The 17,928-nt window shown below is 66.7% G+C and carries 16 protein-coding genes; 9 read left to right on the plus strand and 7 right to left on the minus strand.

What is annotated here, in order from left to right; all coding sequences use genetic code 11:
• Positions 1–2: 2 nt before the first annotated feature.
• The 4 genes from acs to miaB form a co-directional block, all read right to left on the minus strand.
• Positions 3–1,985, minus strand: coding sequence for an acetate--CoA ligase (gene acs, locus Q368_RS0111955; RefSeq protein WP_029459307.1), 1,983 nt, complete (start codon positions 1,983–1,985; stop codon positions 3–5).
• A gap of 331 nt (positions 1,986–2,316) precedes the next feature.
• Positions 2,317–2,982 (minus strand): histidinol phosphate phosphatase domain-containing protein, encoded by a 666-nt coding sequence (locus Q368_RS0111960; protein ID WP_029459308.1) that lies wholly within the window; start codon positions 2,980–2,982, stop codon positions 2,317–2,319.
• A gap of 4 nt (positions 2,983–2,986) precedes the next feature.
• Positions 2,987–3,481: a bifunctional nuclease family protein gene (locus Q368_RS0111965; protein WP_029459309.1), complete on the minus strand. Its 495-nt coding sequence runs from the start codon at positions 3,479–3,481 to the stop codon at positions 2,987–2,989.
• Positions 3,474–4,814, minus strand: coding sequence for a tRNA (N6-isopentenyl adenosine(37)-C2)-methylthiotransferase MiaB (miaB, locus tag Q368_RS0111970; RefSeq protein WP_029459310.1), 1,341 nt, complete (start codon positions 4,812–4,814; stop codon positions 3,474–3,476). The genes Q368_RS0111965 and miaB overlap by 8 nt, the downstream gene beginning before the upstream one ends.
• A gap of 487 nt (positions 4,815–5,301) precedes the next feature.
• Here miaB and Q368_RS0111975 point away from each other — a divergent pair, with 487 nt between their 5' ends.
• The 7 genes from Q368_RS0111975 to Q368_RS0112005 all read left to right on the plus strand — a co-directional run bounded on the left by Q368_RS0111975 (position 5,302) and on the right by Q368_RS0112005 (position 12,665).
• Positions 5,302–5,970, plus strand: a complete 669-nt coding sequence (locus Q368_RS0111975) for a hypothetical protein (protein WP_029459311.1) — start codon at positions 5,302–5,304, stop codon at positions 5,968–5,970.
• Positions 5,971–6,279: 309 nt separating this feature from the next.
• Positions 6,280–6,858 carry a cytochrome b gene (locus Q368_RS0111980; protein ID WP_052360129.1) on the plus strand — a complete coding sequence of 193 codons (579 nt, stop codon included), beginning with the start codon at positions 6,280–6,282 and terminating at the stop codon, positions 6,856–6,858.
• 22 nt (positions 6,859–6,880) lie between these two features.
• Complete coding sequence (locus Q368_RS0111985) at positions 6,881–7,174, plus strand: sulfite exporter TauE/SafE family protein (protein ID WP_029459313.1); 294 nt, start codon at positions 6,881–6,883, stop codon at positions 7,172–7,174.
• Between the two features lie 180 nt (positions 7,175–7,354).
• Positions 7,355–8,755, plus strand: coding sequence for a class II fumarate hydratase (gene fumC / locus Q368_RS0111990; RefSeq protein WP_029459314.1), 1,401 nt, complete (start codon positions 7,355–7,357; stop codon positions 8,753–8,755).
• Between the two features lie 45 nt (positions 8,756–8,800).
• Positions 8,801–10,429, plus strand: coding sequence for an NAD-dependent malic enzyme (locus tag Q368_RS0111995; protein ID WP_029459315.1), 1,629 nt, complete (start codon positions 8,801–8,803; stop codon positions 10,427–10,429).
• Between the two features lie 101 nt (positions 10,430–10,530).
• Entirely contained in the window at positions 10,531–11,796 is a 1,266-nt protein-coding gene (locus tag Q368_RS0112000; protein WP_245611333.1) for a D-serine ammonia-lyase, read from the plus strand.
• On the plus strand, positions 11,793–12,665 hold the full coding sequence (locus Q368_RS0112005) for a DUF1848 domain-containing protein (RefSeq protein WP_029459317.1): 873 nt from the start codon (positions 11,793–11,795) through the stop codon (positions 12,663–12,665). The genes Q368_RS0112000 and Q368_RS0112005 overlap by 4 nt, the downstream gene beginning before the upstream one ends.
• 167 nt (positions 12,666–12,832) lie before the next feature.
• Here Q368_RS0112005 and Q368_RS0112010 read toward each other — a convergent pair whose 3' ends face one another.
• The 3 genes from Q368_RS0112010 to Q368_RS0112020 are packed head-to-tail and all read right to left on the minus strand — an operon-like array spanning position 12,833 to position 15,793.
• Positions 12,833–13,795, minus strand: coding sequence for an OmpA family protein (locus Q368_RS0112010; protein WP_029459318.1), 963 nt, complete (start codon positions 13,793–13,795; stop codon positions 12,833–12,835).
• A gap of 1 nt (position 13,796) precedes the next feature.
• A complete protein-coding gene (locus Q368_RS0112015; protein ID WP_029459319.1) occupies positions 13,797–14,588 on the minus strand; it encodes a motility protein A in 792 nt (263 codons plus the stop codon).
• Positions 14,585–15,793, minus strand: a complete 1,209-nt coding sequence (locus Q368_RS0112020) for a cyclic nucleotide-binding domain-containing protein (protein WP_029459320.1) — start codon at positions 15,791–15,793, stop codon at positions 14,585–14,587. Before Q368_RS0112020 ends, Q368_RS0112015 begins: the two co-directional genes overlap by 4 nt.
• A 180-nt stretch (positions 15,794–15,973) precedes the next feature.
• On the opposite strand from Q368_RS0112020, the gene Q368_RS0112025 reads away from it, so the two are divergent.
• On the plus strand, positions 15,974–16,771 hold the full coding sequence (locus Q368_RS0112025; protein WP_029459321.1) for an iron-sulfur cluster-binding protein: 798 nt from the start codon (positions 15,974–15,976) through the stop codon (positions 16,769–16,771).
• The gene (locus tag Q368_RS0112030; RefSeq protein WP_029459322.1) at positions 16,768–17,685 is read left to right on the plus strand and encodes a dihydroorotate dehydrogenase; all 918 of its coding nucleotides are present in this window, start codon (positions 16,768–16,770) and stop codon (positions 17,683–17,685) included. The genes Q368_RS0112025 and Q368_RS0112030 overlap by 4 nt, the downstream gene beginning before the upstream one ends.
• The last annotated feature ends 243 nt before the right edge of the window (positions 17,686–17,928 follow it).

A 17,928-nucleotide genomic window follows, 5' to 3' on the forward strand; every position in this document is an offset into this window, starting at 1 on the left:
GGCTAGCCGAAGAGCTTCTTCTTGCCTTCGATCAGCTCCGTCACCACGCTCGGATCGGCCAGCGTCGAGGTATCGCCCAGGCTCTCCACCTCGTTGGAGGCGATCTTGCGCAGGATGCGCCGCATGATCTTGCCGCTTCGGGTCTTGGGCAGCCCCGGCGCGAACTGGATGACCTCGGGCGCTGCGATGGGCCCGATTTCCTTGCGCACGTGCATCTTGAGGGCCTTGAGGAGGTCGTCGTTCTCCTCGTAGCCGGCCTTGAGCGTCACGTAGGCGTAGATGCTCTGGCCCTTGATGTCGTGGGGCATGCCGACCACGGCCGCCTCGGCCACGGTCGGGTGGGACACCAGCGCCGACTCGATCTCGGCCGTGCCCATGCGGTGGCCGGAGACGTTTATGACGTCGTCCACGCGGCCCATGATCCAGAAATAGCCGTCCGCGTCGCGCCGCGCGCCGTCGCCCGATTCGTAGCTGCCCTTGAATCCCGTGAAATACTGCTGCTTGAAGCGCTCGGGAGCGCCCCAGATGCCGCGCAGCATGCCCGGCCAGGGTTTGCGGATGACCAGGAACCCGCCCTGGCCCGCCGGCACTTCCTTGTTGTCCGTGTCCACGATGATGGGGTCGATGCCGGGCAGGGGCAGGGAGGCCGAGCCGGGCTTCAAATCCGTGGCGTAGGGCAGGGGGGAGATCATGAGGCCGCCGGTCTCGGTCTGCCACCAGGTATCGACGATGGGCAGTTTCCCGTGGCCGATGTGCTCGTGATACCACATCCAGGCTTCCGGGTTGATGGGCTCGCCCACGGAGCCGAGGATGCGCAGCGAGGAAAGGTCGTGCTTTTGCGTCCAGGCCGGCCCCGAGCGCATGAGCGAGCGGACGACGGTCGGCGCGGTGTAGAAGATGTTGACCTTGAACTTTTCGCAGATCTGCCAGAAGCGGTCCGGGGCCGGGTAGGTGGGCACGCTTTCGAACATGAGCGAGGTCGCGCCGAGCGCCAGCGGCCCGTAGACGATGTAGGAGTGTCCGGTGATCCAGCCGATGTCCGCCGTGCACCAGTGGATGTCGTCGTCGTGCAGGTCGAAGACGAGCTGGCTCGTGTGCGCGGCGTAGGTCAGGTAGCCGCCGGTCGTGTGGTAGACGCCCTTGGGCTTGCCCGTGGAGCCGGAGGTGTAGAGGATAAAAAGCACGTCCTCGGCGTCCATGGGCTCGGGTTCGCAGCAGCCCTGGACATCGTGATCGCACATGACATCGTGCCACCAGAGGTCGCGGCCGGGCAGCATCTCCACGTCGTTGCCGGCGTGGCGCACGACCACGACCTTCTCGACGCTGGCGCATTCCTTGACGGCCTCGTCGGCGTTGGGCTTGAGCGGGATGGTCTTGCCCGAGCGGATGACTGCGTCGCTGACGACCAGGATTTTCGATTCGCAGTCGTTGACGCGGTCGCGCAGGCTGCCCGCGGAAAAGCCGGCGAAGACGATACTGTGCGGCGCGCCGATGCGGGCGCAGGCGAGCATGGCGATGGCGAGCTCGGGAATCATGGGCAGGTAGAGGCTGACGCGGTCGCCCTTTTTCACGCCCATCTTGCGCAGCACGTTGGCGAAGCGGCAGACCTCGTCGTGGAGCATCTGGTAGGTGTAGGTGCGCACCTGGCCGTCGTCCTCGCCCTGCCAGATGAGCGCGGCCTTGTTGCGCCGGCCGTCGGTCAGGTGGCGGTCCAGGCAGTTGTAGGTGGCGTTGAGCTTGCCGCCGGCGAACCATTTGATTTCCGGCTTGTCGAAATCGTATTCCAGCACCTTGTCCCAGGGTTTGAACCAGGTGAGCAGCTCGCTTGCACGGTCGCCCCAATAGCCGTCCGGGTCCTCGATGGAACGCTTGTAGATGGCGTTGTATTCCTCGATGCTCTTGACGTGGGCGCGGTCGCGGCCTTCGACGGGCGGTTCGTAACAGCGGTTTTCGTGCATGAGGCTTTCAATGTTGTCGGCGATCATGGTTTCCCCCGGTGTTGGGATGTTGGGTCGATGTCAGGCGGACCTTGCCGCAATCGGGCCGGCCCGGCCAGGAATTTTCGGTAAATGGCGGCTCGAAATCCATAAACCCATAGGGAAGGATCGCAAAGGCCGTTTATCGAGGAATTGACGCCGTTCATCGAAAGCGCCGTCTGTGCGCGGCGCGGCGTCGGTGCGACGATAAAAGGCGGCGAAGGCTTCGTCTTGGCCGCCCCGACAAAATCAAGCCATGCCTCCAGCCTCCCCCTTTCGGGGTAGTCCAGGAGGGGCCCCGGCCCCTCCTGGCCGCCGGAGGCATTTTCCCCCCAATAACTCAGTCCATGCGGCCGGGGCCGAGGATGCGGGAGACGATGTCGCGGGAGTTGGCTTCGGCGCGCAGGTATTCCTCGTGGCTGAGGCCCGCGCCGAGCGCCACTTTCTTGCGCCGGTCCTGGGAGACGAGGTCGTCCGGGGCGTGGGCGTCGTTGTCGATGACGAGTTTGGCCCCGAAACGCCTGGCCATGGCGGCCACGTGGCCGTTGGTCAGGCTGTGCCCCTTGCGCGTGGTGATTTCGAGGGCCACGCCGCGTTCGGCGGCGAGCGCCGTTTCCTCTGGCGTGATGAGGCCCGGGTGGGCCAGGATGTCCACGCCGGCCTCGATGGCGGCGAGGTTGGTGCCGATCTCCACGGGCTCGACGATGGTTTCGCCGTGCACGACCACGAGCTGCGCCCCGCGTTCGCGGGCCATTTCCACCATGTGGGGAATGAGCGGCGGCGGCACGTGGGTGATCTCCACGCCCGTGATCACCGTGACGCCGAGAAAGGGGCCGGTCTCGGCCACGAACCGGCCGATGTTCGTCAGGATGAGGTCCAGGTTGGAGAAGTCGGCATGGTCGGTCATGGCCATGGCGCGGTAGCCGGCCTTGGCCGCGCGCCGGGCCAGTTCCGCGGGGATGAGCTCGCCGTCGGAAAACGTGGTGTGGGTGTGCAGGTCGATCATGGCCCTACATTTTGTATTTGGTGTCGTTTAAGTCGAACTGTTCGAGCAACTCCGTCCATTTGTCCGTGTCGTCGCTGGAAAAGGCCGGCACGCTCGAATCCTTGGCCTCATTGGCCACCTGTTCGATGACCGTTTCGGACACCAGGATGGGCGACTTGGCGCGAAGGGCCAGGGCGATGGCGTCGGAAGGGCGGCTGTCGATGCGCCGGATGCCGCCTTCGACCTCCACCTCGATATCGGCGTAGTAGGTGCCTTCCGTCAACTCCGTGACGTTGACGGCCACCACGTGCGCGTCGAGCTTCTGGATCATGTGCAGCAGCAGGTCGTGGGTCATGGGCCGCGGCAGCACCACGTCGTTGAGGGCCAGGGAGATGGCCATGGCCTCCATCGCGCCGATCCAGATGGGCAGGACGGTCTTTTCCTCCATGTCCTTGAGGATGAGCACGGGGACCTGGGACTCTTCGTCAAGCGCCAGTCCGAACACTTTCATTTCAATCATGATCGGCCTCCGCCTCCCCGATCAGGGAGTGCTTTTTGGCTTGGCGGATGCGCGCCCGGACGAGGCTTCCCGTTGCGTCGGCCGTCCCGGGCAGGGCCATGTTGACGATGCGCCCGCCGGGATCGCGCCCCTGCCAGGACGGGCCGTCGGGGCCGTCCCTGCGGCTTTTGCCCTCGATGAGCACTTCCGTGACCATGCCGACCTGGGCGGCCAGGGCCGCTGTCAGCCGCGCGTCGAGCAGCGTCTGGAGCGCGGCCAGGCGGGCGGATTTGACGTCCTGGGCGACCTTGGGCTCCAGGCGTTCGGATGCGGTTCCCGGCCTGTCACAGTACATGAAGGAGAAACCGCTATCAAATCCTACAGCACGGACGAGATCGAGGGTCAAGCGAAAGTCGGCGTCCGTCTCTCCCGGGAAGCCGACGATGAGGTCCGTGGTCAGGGACACGTCGGGCCTGGCCCGGCGCAGCTTTTCCACCAGGCGCAGGTAGGCGGCCGTGTCGTAGCCCCGGCCCATGCGCGCAAGCACCGCGTCCGAGCCGGATTGCACCGGCAGGTGCAGCGCCGGGCACAGCTGGGGCAGGTCGGCGAAGCGGGCGATGACGTCGTCGCTTAAGTCCTTGGGGTGGGAGGTGGTGAAACGGATGCGGGCGATGCCGGGCACCGCGGCCACGGCGTCGAGCAGCGCGGCGAAGCGCGTGCCGTCGCCGGCGGCGTCCAGGCCGTAGCTGTTGACGTTTTGGCCAAGGAGCGTCACCTCGCGCACGCCGCGCGCGGCAAGCTCGCGCACCTCCGCGACGACCGCCGGCAGGCTGCGGGATTTCTGCCGCCCGCGCACGAAGGGCACGATGCAGTAGGCGCAGAAGTTGTCGCAGCCCTGCATGATGGACACGAACGCCTTGGGCGGGAGCCTGTCCTCGGGCCATGTCTGCTCGCGCTCGGGGTAGGTCTCGGTGAAATCCAGAAGCGACAGGCGCAGGCCGGGTTCGTCGACGATGCGCGCCAGGGCGCGCGGCGCCCCGGCCAGACCGTCGGTGCCGAACACCAGTCGCACCATGGGGAAGCGCCGCCACAGCGCCGTGCCGATCTGCTGCGCCGTGCAGCCGCCCACGGCCACGAAGGCGCGCGGGTTGCCGCCGTGGCGGTCGGCGATGCGGCCCAGCTCGCTGGCCACTTTCTGCTCCGGTTTGTCGCGCACGGAGCAGGTGAAAAGAATAAATATTTCCGCCTGATCCTCCAGAGCCGGCGTGAACCCCTGGGAAACGAGGGAGCGGGTCAGCCAGTCGCCGTCGCCGACGTTCATCTGGCAGCCCATGGTCGTGATGTGAAATTTCATGGCTGGAATGAGGATAATGCACGACAGGCCGGGGGTAAAGGGCGGGGAGGCGGCTCGCCGGGAACCGCGTCGCCGGTCCCGGTCGGGACGCTGGCGCGGGCGTTCAAGTTACGGAGCAGCAAGCGCGCGGGGACGGTTTCTCCTTTGGGGTGACGCGGGGCGCGATGCCCTTGCAGGCAAGCTCTTCCCTGCGCATCGCGCGAATGTTGCCCGAAGGGCAATTCTTGCCGGGCAAGGGTGTGTGATTGTCTTTATAATATTCTGATTTTATTGTAAATAATGAGTTTTTATGCATGGCTTACGGATTGCATGTAACCTGCGTCCGTCGTCTGTGAGCGACTTGAACCAGTGTTCCCCGGTAACTGGCTGCGCCGGGCCGAGGTCCCGGCCGGGGGTGACGCCCTCGGCGAGGGCCGGCCGCACGATTGCCATTGCGTCTTGTCATAATCCGCGCCCAAGCGAGGCTGCGGCGGATGGAGCGTATCCTATGAGTGTCTCCGGCATCTCCGATTCCGAATGCATTGAAGGCTCGCTTTTCCTGACGCATCAGAAGGCTGTGGAGCGAGGAGCCTCGTTTCATGAGACCCTCAACATGATGACGGGGGAGCGCACGGATCTCTTGCAGAGGCCAATCAGTGGCGTCGCGTATTCGATAATGCGGGTGCCTGCCGCCACAGGCAGTGATGCGGCATCGGATGGGGACTTCGTATCGTGCCCGACGCCGGACTCCTTATGGCGCATGGATGCGTTGCGAACCCAGGTCGCCGAAGACACGCCGGCGGTCGAAGAGGTGCTTGCCAATTGTATCGAGCAGGCGGGGATCGATCCCTCGCGCGATTTTTCCATGACGGTGACCTACGACGAGGCTGGGGAAAGCCAGATCCATGTCGGTCGGGACCATCCCCAATGGCAGGCTGTCGAGAACCTTTTCCAGGACAATTCCGCGCTGCGTTCGGATGTTCTGGGCCTCTGGAATCAACAGGGCGTATTGGCCGACATGCGGGTGGTGGCGGGTATTGTGAACGAAAACGCCGCTGCCGGGCAGGAGGGCATCACCGAAGCCTGGCTTGCCCATGGCCACGCCGACCTCGTCGCGGGCCGGCAAAACGCCGCCACCCTGCGCTACCAGGACGGAAGGCTGGATTTCCCCTCATAATCGCCGCGACGGTCGGGGCAGGAGGGATGGCGACCCGGGCCCGACAAGCCTTGCCCCCACGCGTGGGAAGCCGCGTAGGGCTCCTTGCCGCGCGCAGTGCCCGTCGGCGGTGTTGTCCGCCCTGCACGAGACCCGCCGAAGAACGTCTGCTTCCGCGTTGCCCCCGTATTTTCCTGCCGGCATCCGCCTTGTCCTCGTCACAAGGAAGGGGCACAACCCTGGAGTATGGGCGGAAGGAGTGCCTTACGCGAGCCCGCGCCCGTGTGCGAAAGCCTGCCAGGGCCGCTTCCGCGAGCGCAGGGGGATGCCATGCCTTTTTCCGAAAATGCCACGGACTACGACCCCGTCTGGAAGACGATCCATTGGCTGACCGTCGCCATCGTGCTTGCCCTGTTCGTCCTGGGCGGCCTGATGTCCCGTGCCACGCCGTCGCTGGTCATGTGGCACGAATCCCTGGGGCTTTGCCTCCTGCTGCTGACGCTTGCGCGCCTGGTTTGGCGCTTCGGGCATGCCTCGCCGCCGCTTCCCGGCGGGTTGCGGCCGTGGGAGGCCTTTGCCGCCGTGGCCGTGCACAGGCTTTTTTACGCGTGTCTCCTCCTGCAACCGCTCATCGGCTGGAGCCTCTATTCGCTTTCGCCAGTGCCGCGGGCCTTTTTCGGGCTTTTCCCCATCCCCAAGCTGCCCTGGGGCGGCCTTGCCGGAGCGGGGGCGCGGGAGTTGCTTGCCGGCGCGCACGGGGCCGTGGCCGCGCTTCTCGCACTGCTTTTTTTCCTGCACGCCGGCGCGGCCATGAAGCACCATTTCGTGCTGCGCGACAACGTGCTCCTGCGCATGGCCCCGGCCGGGCTTGCGCCATTGCTCGGTCGCCTGCGGGGACGCGGCCGTTGATCCCTGTTGCGGAGGTCGCCCCTTGTCGCCCGAGGGAGTGCATGATTTCGGCTCCATCCTGCTTGGCCTTGGCGTCGGCGCGTACGGCACGCTGATCGGAGCCGGCGGCGACATCATCCACGTGCCGGCCCTGGTCAATATTCTGTCCTTTCCCGTGCACGTGGCCACGGCCACGTCCCATTTCATCCTGGCGAGCATGGCCCTCGCCGGGCGCTCAGCCATGTCTTCACCGGCGTGTTCGTCCACGGCGTGCACCGTACGATCTGCCTCGCCCCGGGCGCGATGGTGGGCGCGCAGGCCGGCGCGCGCATCCTGACCCAGGCTTTTTGAAGGGAGGGGCCAATATTTCCTTTTGCCTTGCCGCGTCCTGCCCGATGCGGTACCGGGGGAGTGTGGGTTCAGGCTTCCCCCGCGCGGTGGGGGTGATCTTTCCGTGACCGCGCGACCGAAGTTTCGGCCGCCAAACCGTTTCCCGAAGCCCGGGAAGGAGGGCTTGATGGACGAGCGCATCGAAACGGACAGCCTGGGCGAAGTGAAGGTTCCGGCGGACAAGCTCTGGGGGGCGCAGACGCAACGGTCGCTTGCGCACTTCAGCATCGGCGACGACCTCATGCCCCGCGAAATGATCACCGCCTACGCCTTTCTCAAGAAAGGCGCGGCCGAGGCCAACGCCGCACAGGGGCGGCTGCCCAGGGAACTGGCCGACGTCGTCATTGCCGTGTGCGACGAGATCCTCGCGCATGGGCACGACGACATGTTTCCCCTGCACGTTTGGATGACCGGCAGTGGCACCCAGTTCAACATGAACGTCAACGAGGTGATCTCCAACCGCTGCTGCCAGCTGGCCGGTACGGCGCTCGGCTCCAAAAAGCCCGTGCATCCCAACGACCACGTCAACATGTCCCAGTCGTCCAACGACAATTTTCCGACGGCCATGTACATGGCCGCGGCCATGGGCGTTGCCGAAAAGCTCCTGCCGTCGCTTCATGCCCTGCACGACGCCCTGGCCGCCAAGGCCGAGGCCTGGAAGGACATCGTGAAAATCGGCCGCACCCACCTCCAGGATGCCGTGCCGCTGACCTTGGGCCAGGAATTTTCCGGCTACGCCGGGCTGCTCGCAGACGACACGGCGCGCCTGGAAGCCTCTCTCGGCGACGTCTACAAGCTGCCGCTCGGCGGCACGGCCGTGGGCACGGGTATCAACGCCGCGCCGGGCTTCGCCGAGGCGGCCATCGCGGCCATCGCGCGGCTGACCGGCCTGCCGTTTGTCCCCGCGCCCAACAAGTTCACGGTCCAGGGCTCCCACGACGCCCTGGTCCAGCTCTCCGGAACGCTGCGCACGCTGGCCGTATCGCTTTACAAGATCGCCTGCGACATCCGCCTGCTCGCCTGCGGCCCGCGCGCCGGCTTCTACGAGCTCGTCATCCCCTCCAACGAGCCCGGCTCCTCGATCATGCCCGGCAAGGTCAACCCCACCCAGTGCGAGGCCCTGACCATGGCGGCGGCGCAAGTCATGGCCTGCGACGTGGCCGTGGGATTTGGCGGCGCGGGCGGCATCCTGGAAATGAACGTCTACAAGCCGCTGATGATCTACAACATCATGAAGTCCATCCGGTTGCTTGCCGATTCCATGCACAACTTCCGGGTCTTCCTTGTCGAGGGCATGGAGCCCAACCGCAAGCGCATCGCCGAATTCGTCGGCCGCTCGCTCATGCTCGTGACGGCCCTGTCTCCGGTCATCGGCTACGACAAGGCCTCGAAGATCGCCCACCACGCCATGGAGCACGACCTCACCCTGCGCGAGGCGGCGCTCGACCTGGGCTATGTGGACGCGGCCGAATACGACCGCATCGTGGTGCCTTCGCGGATGACCACGCCGTTTGTGGCCAAGGACTGACAACGCTTCCGGCAGCCGGCCGACGTGCCGGAAAGGCGGTGCCTTATGACGCAGTGGATGAAACGCGGCAGGGATGTGTTGCTGGACCCCGCGCTCAACCGTCTGACGGGATTTACCGAGGCGCAAAAGGAGGCCCTGGGCCTGATCGGCCTCGTGCCCGAGACCGTGGAAACCCTGGAGTTGCAACTGACGCGCGTGCTGCGGCAACTGGACCACAAGACCTCGGACCTCGAACGCTACATCTATCTGGTCAATCTCCTCGACCACAACGAGACGCTTTTTTTCAAGACCATCATGTCCGATCCGACGCGGTTTCTGCCCATCGTCTACGACCCGACCATCGGCGAGGCCTGCCTGAAGTTCGGGCATATCTACCGCCAGCCGCGCGGGCTTTACCTCTCCCTCCTGCGGCGGGGCCGGGTGCGCGAGGTGCTCGGCAACTGGCCGGAAAAAGACGTGCGCGTCATCTGCGTGACCAACGGCGGACGCATCCTCGGCCTTGGCGACCTCGGGGCCAATGGCGTGGGCATCCCGATAGGCAAGCTCGAGCTCTACACCGCCGCGGCCGGCGTTTCGCCGCGCGGCCTGCTGCCCATGTTCCTCGACGCCGGCACGAACAACGAAACGTTGCTCGATGACCCGCTCTATCTGGGCCTGCGGCGCAAGCGGCCGCCGACCGCCGAGCTTTACGCCTTCGTGGACGAGTTCGTGGAGGCGGTGCAGGAGGTGTTCCCGGGCTGCTGCATCCACTTCGAGGACTGGACCGGCGTCGATGCCGTGCATCTGCTCGCGCGCTACCGCGACAAGGTCTGCTGCTACAACGACGACGTCCAGGGCACGGCCGGCATCACGCTCGCCGGCATGCTGAACGCCTGCCGGGCCAAGGGCTCGAAGCTCGCCGACGAGTCCTTTCTGTTCCTCGGCGCGGGGTCGGCCGGCATCGGCCTGGCCGATCTCTTGTGCGCGGCCCTGGTGGAGGAGGGGCTGCCCCTGGAGGCCGCGCGGGCCAGGGTCCACATGTTCGACGTCGTGGGCCTGCTCGAATCCACGCGCACGGACCTCGTCGATTTCCAGAAGCCCTACGCCCATGCCCACGCGCCCATGGCGCGAAGTGATTTCGCCAAGGCCGTGCGTGAACTGCGCCCGACCACGATCATTGGTGTGAGCACCACGGGCGGCGCATTCGACCAGGACGTCGTCGAGGCCATGTGCGAGGTCAATGAACGCCCCATCATCCTGGCGCTGTCCAATCCCACGGAGAAGGCCGAATGCACGGCGGAGCAGGCCTATGCCTGGAGCAAGGGCAAGGCGCTTTTCGCCGCCGGTGTGCAGTTCGAGCCGGTGACCTGCGAGGGCCGTACCTTCCTGCCCGGACAGGCCAATAACTTCTACATCTTCCCGGCCGTGGGCATGGCCATCGTGGCGACCCGGGCCAGACGCGTGACCGACGGCATGTTCATCCGCGCCGCCCGGGCCGTGGCCGCGCAGGTCACGGACGCGCAGCTCGCGCAGGGCCTGCTCTATCCGCTCCAGGCCGACATCCTCGAAACCGAGATCAGGACCGCGACCACGGTGGCAACGCTTATCTTCGACGACGGCCTTGCCGGCGTGGAGCGGCCCAGGGACATCGAGGCATTCGTCCGCGCCCAGGTCTACGTGCCGTCCTACGACTGACACCGTTTCCGCCGCCGGGAGCGCTGCCGCCCGCTCCCGGCGCATGTCGCGTCTTGGCCCGGCTGCGCCTTTGGGCTACTTTGGTCGCCATGGAAGCCCTCTTGCGTCAGGCCCTTGAGGCCGCGAAGCCCGTTTTCTGGAAAAATCCCGGACGTCTTCCCCTGGACGCCGCGCGTTCCCGCTTATCCGTCACTTCGGACGCCGTCCGGGCCGCCGCCGACAGGCTTGCCCGGTTCGCGCCGCTTTTGGCCGCGCTTTTCCCCGGGGCACTCGCCGCCACGGGCGGCATCATCGAATCCGACCTGCTGCCCCTTGGCGACTGGGCCGCGCAGGGCCTGCCGCCCGGGGACTCGGTCTGGCTCAAGGCCGACCACCTGCTGCCCGTGGCCGGCTCGGTCAAGGCGCGCGGCGGCTTTCATGCCGTGCTTTGCGTGGCCGAATCCCTGGCCCTGGCCGCCGGGCTGCTGCCGGGGGCGGAGGCCGACACGCGGGCGCTGGCCACGGACGCGGCCCGGGCCTTTTTCGCCGGGCACACGCTTTCGGTCGGCTCCACCGGCAACCTCGGCCTCTCCATCGGCATCCTCGGCCGGGCGCTGGGGTTTGCCGTCACGGTGCACATGTCCGCCGAGGCCAAGGTCTGGAAAAAGGAAATGCTGCGCAGCGCCGGCGCGACCGTCGTGGAACATGCCGGCGACTACGCCGCCGCCTGCGCGGTGGCGCGAGCGCAGGCAGCGCACGATCCGCGCAACCATTTCATCGATGACGAGAATTCCCGCGACCTCTTCCTCGGCTACGCCGTGGCCGGCCTGCGCCTGCCCGGGCAGCTCGCCGCCAAAGGGATGGAGGTCTCCTCCGACCGTCCGCTCTGTCTGCACCTGCCCTGCGGCGTGGGCGGCGCGCCGGGCGGCATCGCGCTCGGCGCGCGCTATGCCTTGGGCGATGCCGCGCTGGCCGTCTTCATCGAGCCGACGCAAGCCCCGTGCATGCTCTGGGGCCTGGCGAGCGGCCGCCGCGACGACGCGGATATCCGCGAACTGGGCCTTACCGGCCTGACTCTGGCCGACGGATTGGCCGTGCCCCGGCCGTCGGGGCTCGTGGCCAAGCTCATGGAACACGTGGTCGATGCCCTCGCGACCGTGGCCGAAGCCGATCTGCCGCGCCTGGTCGCCCGCGCCCGGCAGGAAGGCGGCCTGCGCCTGGAGCCTTCCGCCGCCGTTGCCCTGGTCGGCCCGGCCATGTCCCGCGCCGCGGAGCTTCCCGTCCTGGCCGGGCGGCCGGCTACGCATATCGTCTGGGCCACGGGCGGCGGCATGCTGCCGGACGACGATTTCGCCGCCGTGCTCGCCCTGGCCGGGGAAGGCCGGTGATCGTCAGCGCCAGCCGGCGCACGGACATCCCGGCCTTCTACTCCCGTTGGCTCCTCAACCGGCTGCGCGCCGGATGCTGCGAAGTGGCCAACCCCTTCAACGCCGCCCAGGTGAGCCTGGTGTCGCTTCTGCCCGCGGACGTGGACGCCATCGTCTTCTGGACCCGCGATCCCAGGCCGCTTATGCCGCATCTGCCCGAGATCATGGCCATGGGCCACGAGCCGTTTTTTCTCTTCACGCTCATGGACAACCCCCGCGCCCTGGACCCCAAATGCCCCGGGCCGGAGGTCGCGATCCCCGCCTTTGCCGCCCTGGCCGAGGCCCTGCCGGGGCGTGTCGCCTGGCGCTATGATCCGTTGGTGCTCACGGGAAAAACGCCGTCTGACTGGCACCGGGCCACATTCGAGCGGCTGTGCGCGCGCCTGTCCGGCTTCACGGACCGCGTGATCGTGAGTTTCATGGAACCCTACCGCAAAATCGCCGGCCGTATGCGGCACGTGGCCGAGGCCGGTTTCCCCATGCTGCCTCTCGAGCAGGCGCAGGCCGTCTCGCTGCTCACGGACCTGCGCGACATGGCCGCCGCCTGTGGCATGCGCCTTTTCACCTGCTGCCAGCCCGAAGCCTTTGAGCAGGCCGGCATCGCCGCCTCCCGCTGCATCGACCCGGACTGGATCGCGGCCCGCACCGGCAAGCCCCTGCCGCCCGGCAAGGACGCGCACCAGCGCCCGCGCTGCGGCTGCGCGCCGAGCAAGGATATCGGCGCGTACGACCGCTGCCTGTTCGGCTGCCGCTACTGCTACGCCACGTCGAGCTTCGAGCGCGCCCTGGCGCAGTACGGGCGTCATGATCCCGACGCGGCGGCGTTGTGAGGGAGGGATGGCAAGCGGATGGCGAAGCGGTCGCCGACGCACCCCGCCTACGACCACGCTTCCACCCGCTTCCCATCTCCCCCCATCGCGGAGGTCCAGGAGGGGGGCACCCCCTCCTGGCCGCCGGAGGCCTCTTCACGCCTTTTGCCTTTCCTCCCCCCACACCCTTACGACGGGCTGACCAGTATCACGACACGCCGGTTTTTGGCCTGGTTCTCGGGGATGGAGCGGCCGGCCTCGTCGGTGTTGGGGGCTACGGGCATGGTGTCGGCGAGGCCTTCGACGCGCAGGTGTTCGCGCGCCACGCCGTGGTCGATGAGGAAGCGCGCCACGCGGCTGGCCCGGGCCGAGGACAGTTCCCAGTTGGAGGGGTAGAGCCAGGATTCGATGGGCAGGTTATCGGTGTGCCCTTCGACGGTGACTTTGTAGGGCGTGCCGGCGAGCGTCGCGGCGATGTCGCGCAGGAGCGGCAGCCCGGCGGGTTTGATGTCCGCGCTGGCGAGGTCGAAGAAGGCCGCGCCGCGAAGGCTCAGTTCCACACCGTTTTCGCGCGGCACGATTTCGACGGCTCCCGAGGCGATGTCGAGCTTGCAGGCGAGTTCCTTGCGGATGTCATCCAGGCTTTTGCGCGTGGGGCCGGTACGTTCGTTCTCCGGGGCTTTGGCGGGCGGTTGGGGGGCTGTCGCGGTCGGAGCCGGCTGCGCTTCGCCGGGCTTGGGCTGGGCGACGACCTGGGACGGGGCGGGTTGTTCCTTGGGTTTCGCGGGCTCCAGGGGAGGGGTTTCGCTTTTGAGGGTCGTGTGGCTGACCTTGGAACGCACGGTGGACGGTTCCGGGGATTTTTCGGGCTTGGGCGGGGCTGTTTTGGCGGTGACGGGCGGCGTTTCGGCGGTTTTTTGCCGTGGCGCGGGCCGATCCGTGACCATGGCTTTCTGCATGGAGTCGGCCACGCGCTCGTAGCGGTTGAGGTCCACGTGGGACACGGCCACGATGAGCAGGAAAAAGCACAGCAGCAGCGTCATCATGTCGGCCAGGGAGATAGGCCAGAGGTCTTCGTCGTCGTGGCGCTGCTTGCGCAGGTCGGACAGGCTCACGAGGGACGCGCCGGGTTTGCGGCGGGTCGGGACCATGTCAGGCGTCCCCCTCGGCCTCGCGCCGTTCGATGGAGGCCCAGCGCCGCGTGGGCAGGTAGGCCTTGAGCTTGTCCAGCACGATGGCGGCCGGGGTCTTGTCCTTGATGAACAGCGTGCCGTCGCGGATGACGCACATGAGCACCACGCGTTCCTCGATGAGTTTTTCCACCTTGACGGCGATGGGCAGGAAAATGAGGTTGGCGAGCAGGATGCCGTAGAGCGTGGTGGTCAGCGCCACGGCCATGTGCGCGCCGAGGTTCCCCAGGCCTACGCTCATGGACTGCATCATGCCGATGAGCCCGATCAGCGTGCCGATGATGCCGTAGGCAGGGGAGAGTTTGGCCATGGTGCGATAGATGCCGGCGGAGGACAGTTCCTGTTGGTAGGTCTGCTCGATGCGCGTGTCGAGGATTTCCTGGATTTCCTCGCGGGAGTAGCCGTCCACGAGCATCTGAATGGCGCTTTGCAGGAATTCGTTCTCGATGCCGGGCAGGGCGGTTTCCAGGTGGATCTTGCCCCGGGTCGAGGCCTGGCGGGCGATGGCGACGATTTCCTCGATGTAGTTGTCCGTGGGCAGTTCCTCGCGCCTGAGCGCCACGAGGAAGGTGTTGAAGACCCGCATCACTTCCTTCATGGGGAAGCAGATGAAGGTCGAGGCCAGGGTGCCGCCGAGCACGATGGCCAGGCCCGGGACATTGATGAACACCCCCGCGCTGTCCGTGGAGAGGAAGGTGGCGAACCCCAGGATGGCGATGCCGAAGACGATGCCGATGACGGTGGCGATGTTCACGAGGCCAGTCCCTTGATGGCTTTGATGCGGTCGAGCAGTTCCTTTTCCACGTCGGCGCCCTCGTCTTCGTCGGGTTCGCCCAGTGCGGCGGCTTCCTCGCGCACCACGGCCGCTATTTTCTTCGAGAGGTTCTTGAGGATTTTCTCGCGTGCCGCTTCTCCGGCCGCGCCCAGGGCCACGGCCACCTTGTGGAAGCCCAGTGCGGAGAAGGCTTCCTGGAGCGTGGCGTTGTCGACGTTTACGATGTCGTCGATGCGCGCGAGGTCCGCCGCGGCCAGACGCGGCCGGCGCGCCTGGCGGAAAAACTCCAGGCCCATGGCTTCGATGTAGGCTTGCGCGCGGGCCTTGTGGAAGAAGAAGAGGTCTTCGGGGATTTCCCGGTAGCCGATCTTCTTGTAGAGGATGTCCGGCGAGGACTGGGCTTCGCGGGCGAAATCGGCCAGATCGAAAAATTCCAGATCCACGCCGAAGTCGGGACGGTCGCGGTATTCCCGGGCCACGTTCTTGGCCACGGCCAGGAAGTTGTCGGCGTCGGGCAGACGCAGCAGGCGGTCGCGCACGAATTTCGTGCCGGGCTTCTTGCGGCCGAGCAGCGGGTCCTCGCGGCTGAAGCTGCCCTGGACGTCGGTGAGGGATACGAGGCGCAATTTTTTGAGGCGGTCGAACACGGCGTCGATTTCGATCTGGCTCAGGAGCAAAATGTCCTTGAGCGTGCGCGAGAGTTCCGCGTAGCTCAACTCCTGCGCCCCGGAGCGCACGGCTCCCTGCCAGCACAGGGCCGTCACGCGGCACACGGACCAGAAGGCGTTGCCCGAGGGGCGGTCCGTGATCTGCTCGGACAGGGCGCGCACGCGTTCGACCAGATAGCCCGTGAGCAGCTGCACCGGCCGGGGGCTTTTGAGCAGCATGGTGCGCAGCAGGCGCTGGTCGCACACGAGCGCCTCGGTGTATGCGACGGCTTCGGCGAAGCTCGAGCGGACAGCGCCGCCCACGGCCCCCATCTCGCCCACCATTTCGCCCGGGCCGCGTTCGCCAAGACCCACGCGCTTGTTGTTGACGAGGCGGTAGATGGCGACCCGGCCCTTCTTGATGATGTAGGCCACATCGCTCGGCTGGCCTTCCTTGAACAGCACTGCGCCCTTGTGGAAGGTCCGTACGATGGAGTCGTGGTCGTCTTCGTCTTCGAGGTCGATGTCCTGGCGCATGCCTGCCTCCCGTTCCGCTCTGGGCGGCCGGTTATTCCATCGCGCTTCACCCTACGGGCAACACCGGCCAAGTTCAAGAACCCCGGCCGGCGAAGCCCGTAATTCCCTGGAGCTTTCGGGCCTTTTACAAGGTGCGGCAAAGAGGCTACAACGCGGCATCATTTTGTTGCGAGGTGACGCTTGGGCAAGGAAAGCGCCTGCCGTGACGTGAAGCTCCTGTCCGTGGCCCCGTGCGGTCCCGAGGGGGCGGCGCACGGCTGCTATCTGCTGGAACTGGAAAATCCCGGCCTGGGACCGGCCGTGGCCGGCCAGTTCGTCATGGTGAGGCCGGAGCGTTTCGGCCAGAATCCGGTCTGGCCGCGTCCGTTTTCCATCTGCCGGCTGACGTCGGCGACGCTGACGCTTTTCGTCCAGGCCTGTGGCCGGGGCACGGATATCCTGTGCGGGCTTGCCGCCGGGGACCGGGTCACGGTCTGGGGGCCGCTCGGGCAGGGGTTCGCGCTTGCGCCGCAAACGCCCACGGTCATGCTGGCCGGAGGCGTGGGCATCGCGCCGTTCGTGGAATACGCGGCCACGCATCCCGCCCCGTCCAACCTGTCCCTGGTCTTCGGCCACCGCCAGCCGCTTTCCTGCTATCCTTTCGACGCGTTGGCGGAGATCGTCGGACGCGCCGAGGCGTTTTGCGAGAAAAGCCCCGAGGATTTGCCGGCGTTTATCGAGCTGCTCGACAAGACCGTGGCCGCCGCCGCGGCCGGACTGATCCTGGCCTGCGGCCCCAGGCCCTTTCTGCTTACGGTCGCGCGGCTTGCGCGCAAGTACAGCGCCCGGGCGCAGGTGTCGCTTGAAAACCGCATGGCCTGCGGCGTGGGCGGGTGCCTGGGTTGCGTGGAGAAAAACGCCCTGGGCGCGTACGTGCAGACGTGCACCGAGGGGCCTGTCTTCTGGGTCGAGGAACTGGCCCTTGCGGAGGACGCATGAGCGCGAACGCAAGCGTGCGCCTGGCCGGGCTGGCGCTCAAGAATCCGATCCTGACCGCCTCGGGCACCTTCGGTTACGGCCTGGAGTTCGCGCCCTACGGCGATTTGCAGGCCCTTGGCGGCATCGTGGTCAAGGGCTTGTCGCTGAAACCACGCCTGGGCAATCCCATGCCGCGCATCGCCGAGACGCCGTGCGGCATGTTAAACGCCATCGGCCTGCAGAACTGCGGCGTGGAAAAGTTTCTGCGCGACAAGCTGCCGCTGCTGCCCCATGCCACAACGCCGATCGTTGCCAACCTCTACGCCTGCGACGCCGACGAGTTCGCCGAGCTGGCCGGCGTGTTGTCGGCCGCGGAGGGCGTGGCGGCGCTCGAGGTCAATATTTCCTGTCCCAACGTCAAGGCCGGCGGCATCGCCTTCGGCCAGGACCCGGCCATGGCCGGCCGGCTGGCCGAGGCCGTGAAAAAGCGCGCCGGGGACAAGCCCGTCTGGGTCAAGCTCTCGCCCAACGTCACGGACATCGTGGAGATCGCCCGCGCGGCGGTGCTTGGCGGCGCGGACGCGCTGACCTGCATCAATACGCTCACGGGCATGGCGGTCGACATCCGCACGCGCAGGCCCCGCCTGGCCAACGTGATCGGCGGGCTGTCCGGGCCGGCGATCAAGCCCGTGGCCTTGCGCTGCGTCTGGCAGGTCTGCCGGGCGGTTTCGGCACCGGTCATCGCCGTGGGCGGCATCAGCAGCGCCGAGGACGTGCTGGAATTCATCCTCGTCGGCGCGCACGCGGTGCAGATCGGCACGGCCAACTTCATGCGGCCGGACACGGCGTTTCGCATCGCCGAGCGCCTGCCGGCGCTGATGGAGGAGCTGGGGGTAGAAAACCTCGATGCCTACCGGGGGAGCCTTTCCAGCTAGGGCAAAACGCCCGCATTTTCCGTGCCGCAACGCGGTTCGGTTTTCTTCGCACCGGGGCAGGGCGGATTCGTCCTGCCCCGGTTTTCCATTTTTGGGCATAGTCCCGGAGTTTTCCACAGTTCGGCCCTTTTCGAGGCCGCAAAGCCGCCTGCGGCACGTCCGGGAGCGGCGTTTTGCGGGCCGCGCACCGGGGGCGGGCTCTCGGGCGGCGCGATCCCGGAGCATTTATTTCAGATTTGAAAT

Origin of the sequence: Solidesulfovibrio alcoholivorans DSM 5433 (genome assembly GCF_000702665.1) — a bacterium.
GTDB classification, from domain to species: domain Bacteria; phylum Desulfobacterota; class Desulfovibrionia; order Desulfovibrionales; family Desulfovibrionaceae; genus Solidesulfovibrio; species Solidesulfovibrio alcoholivorans.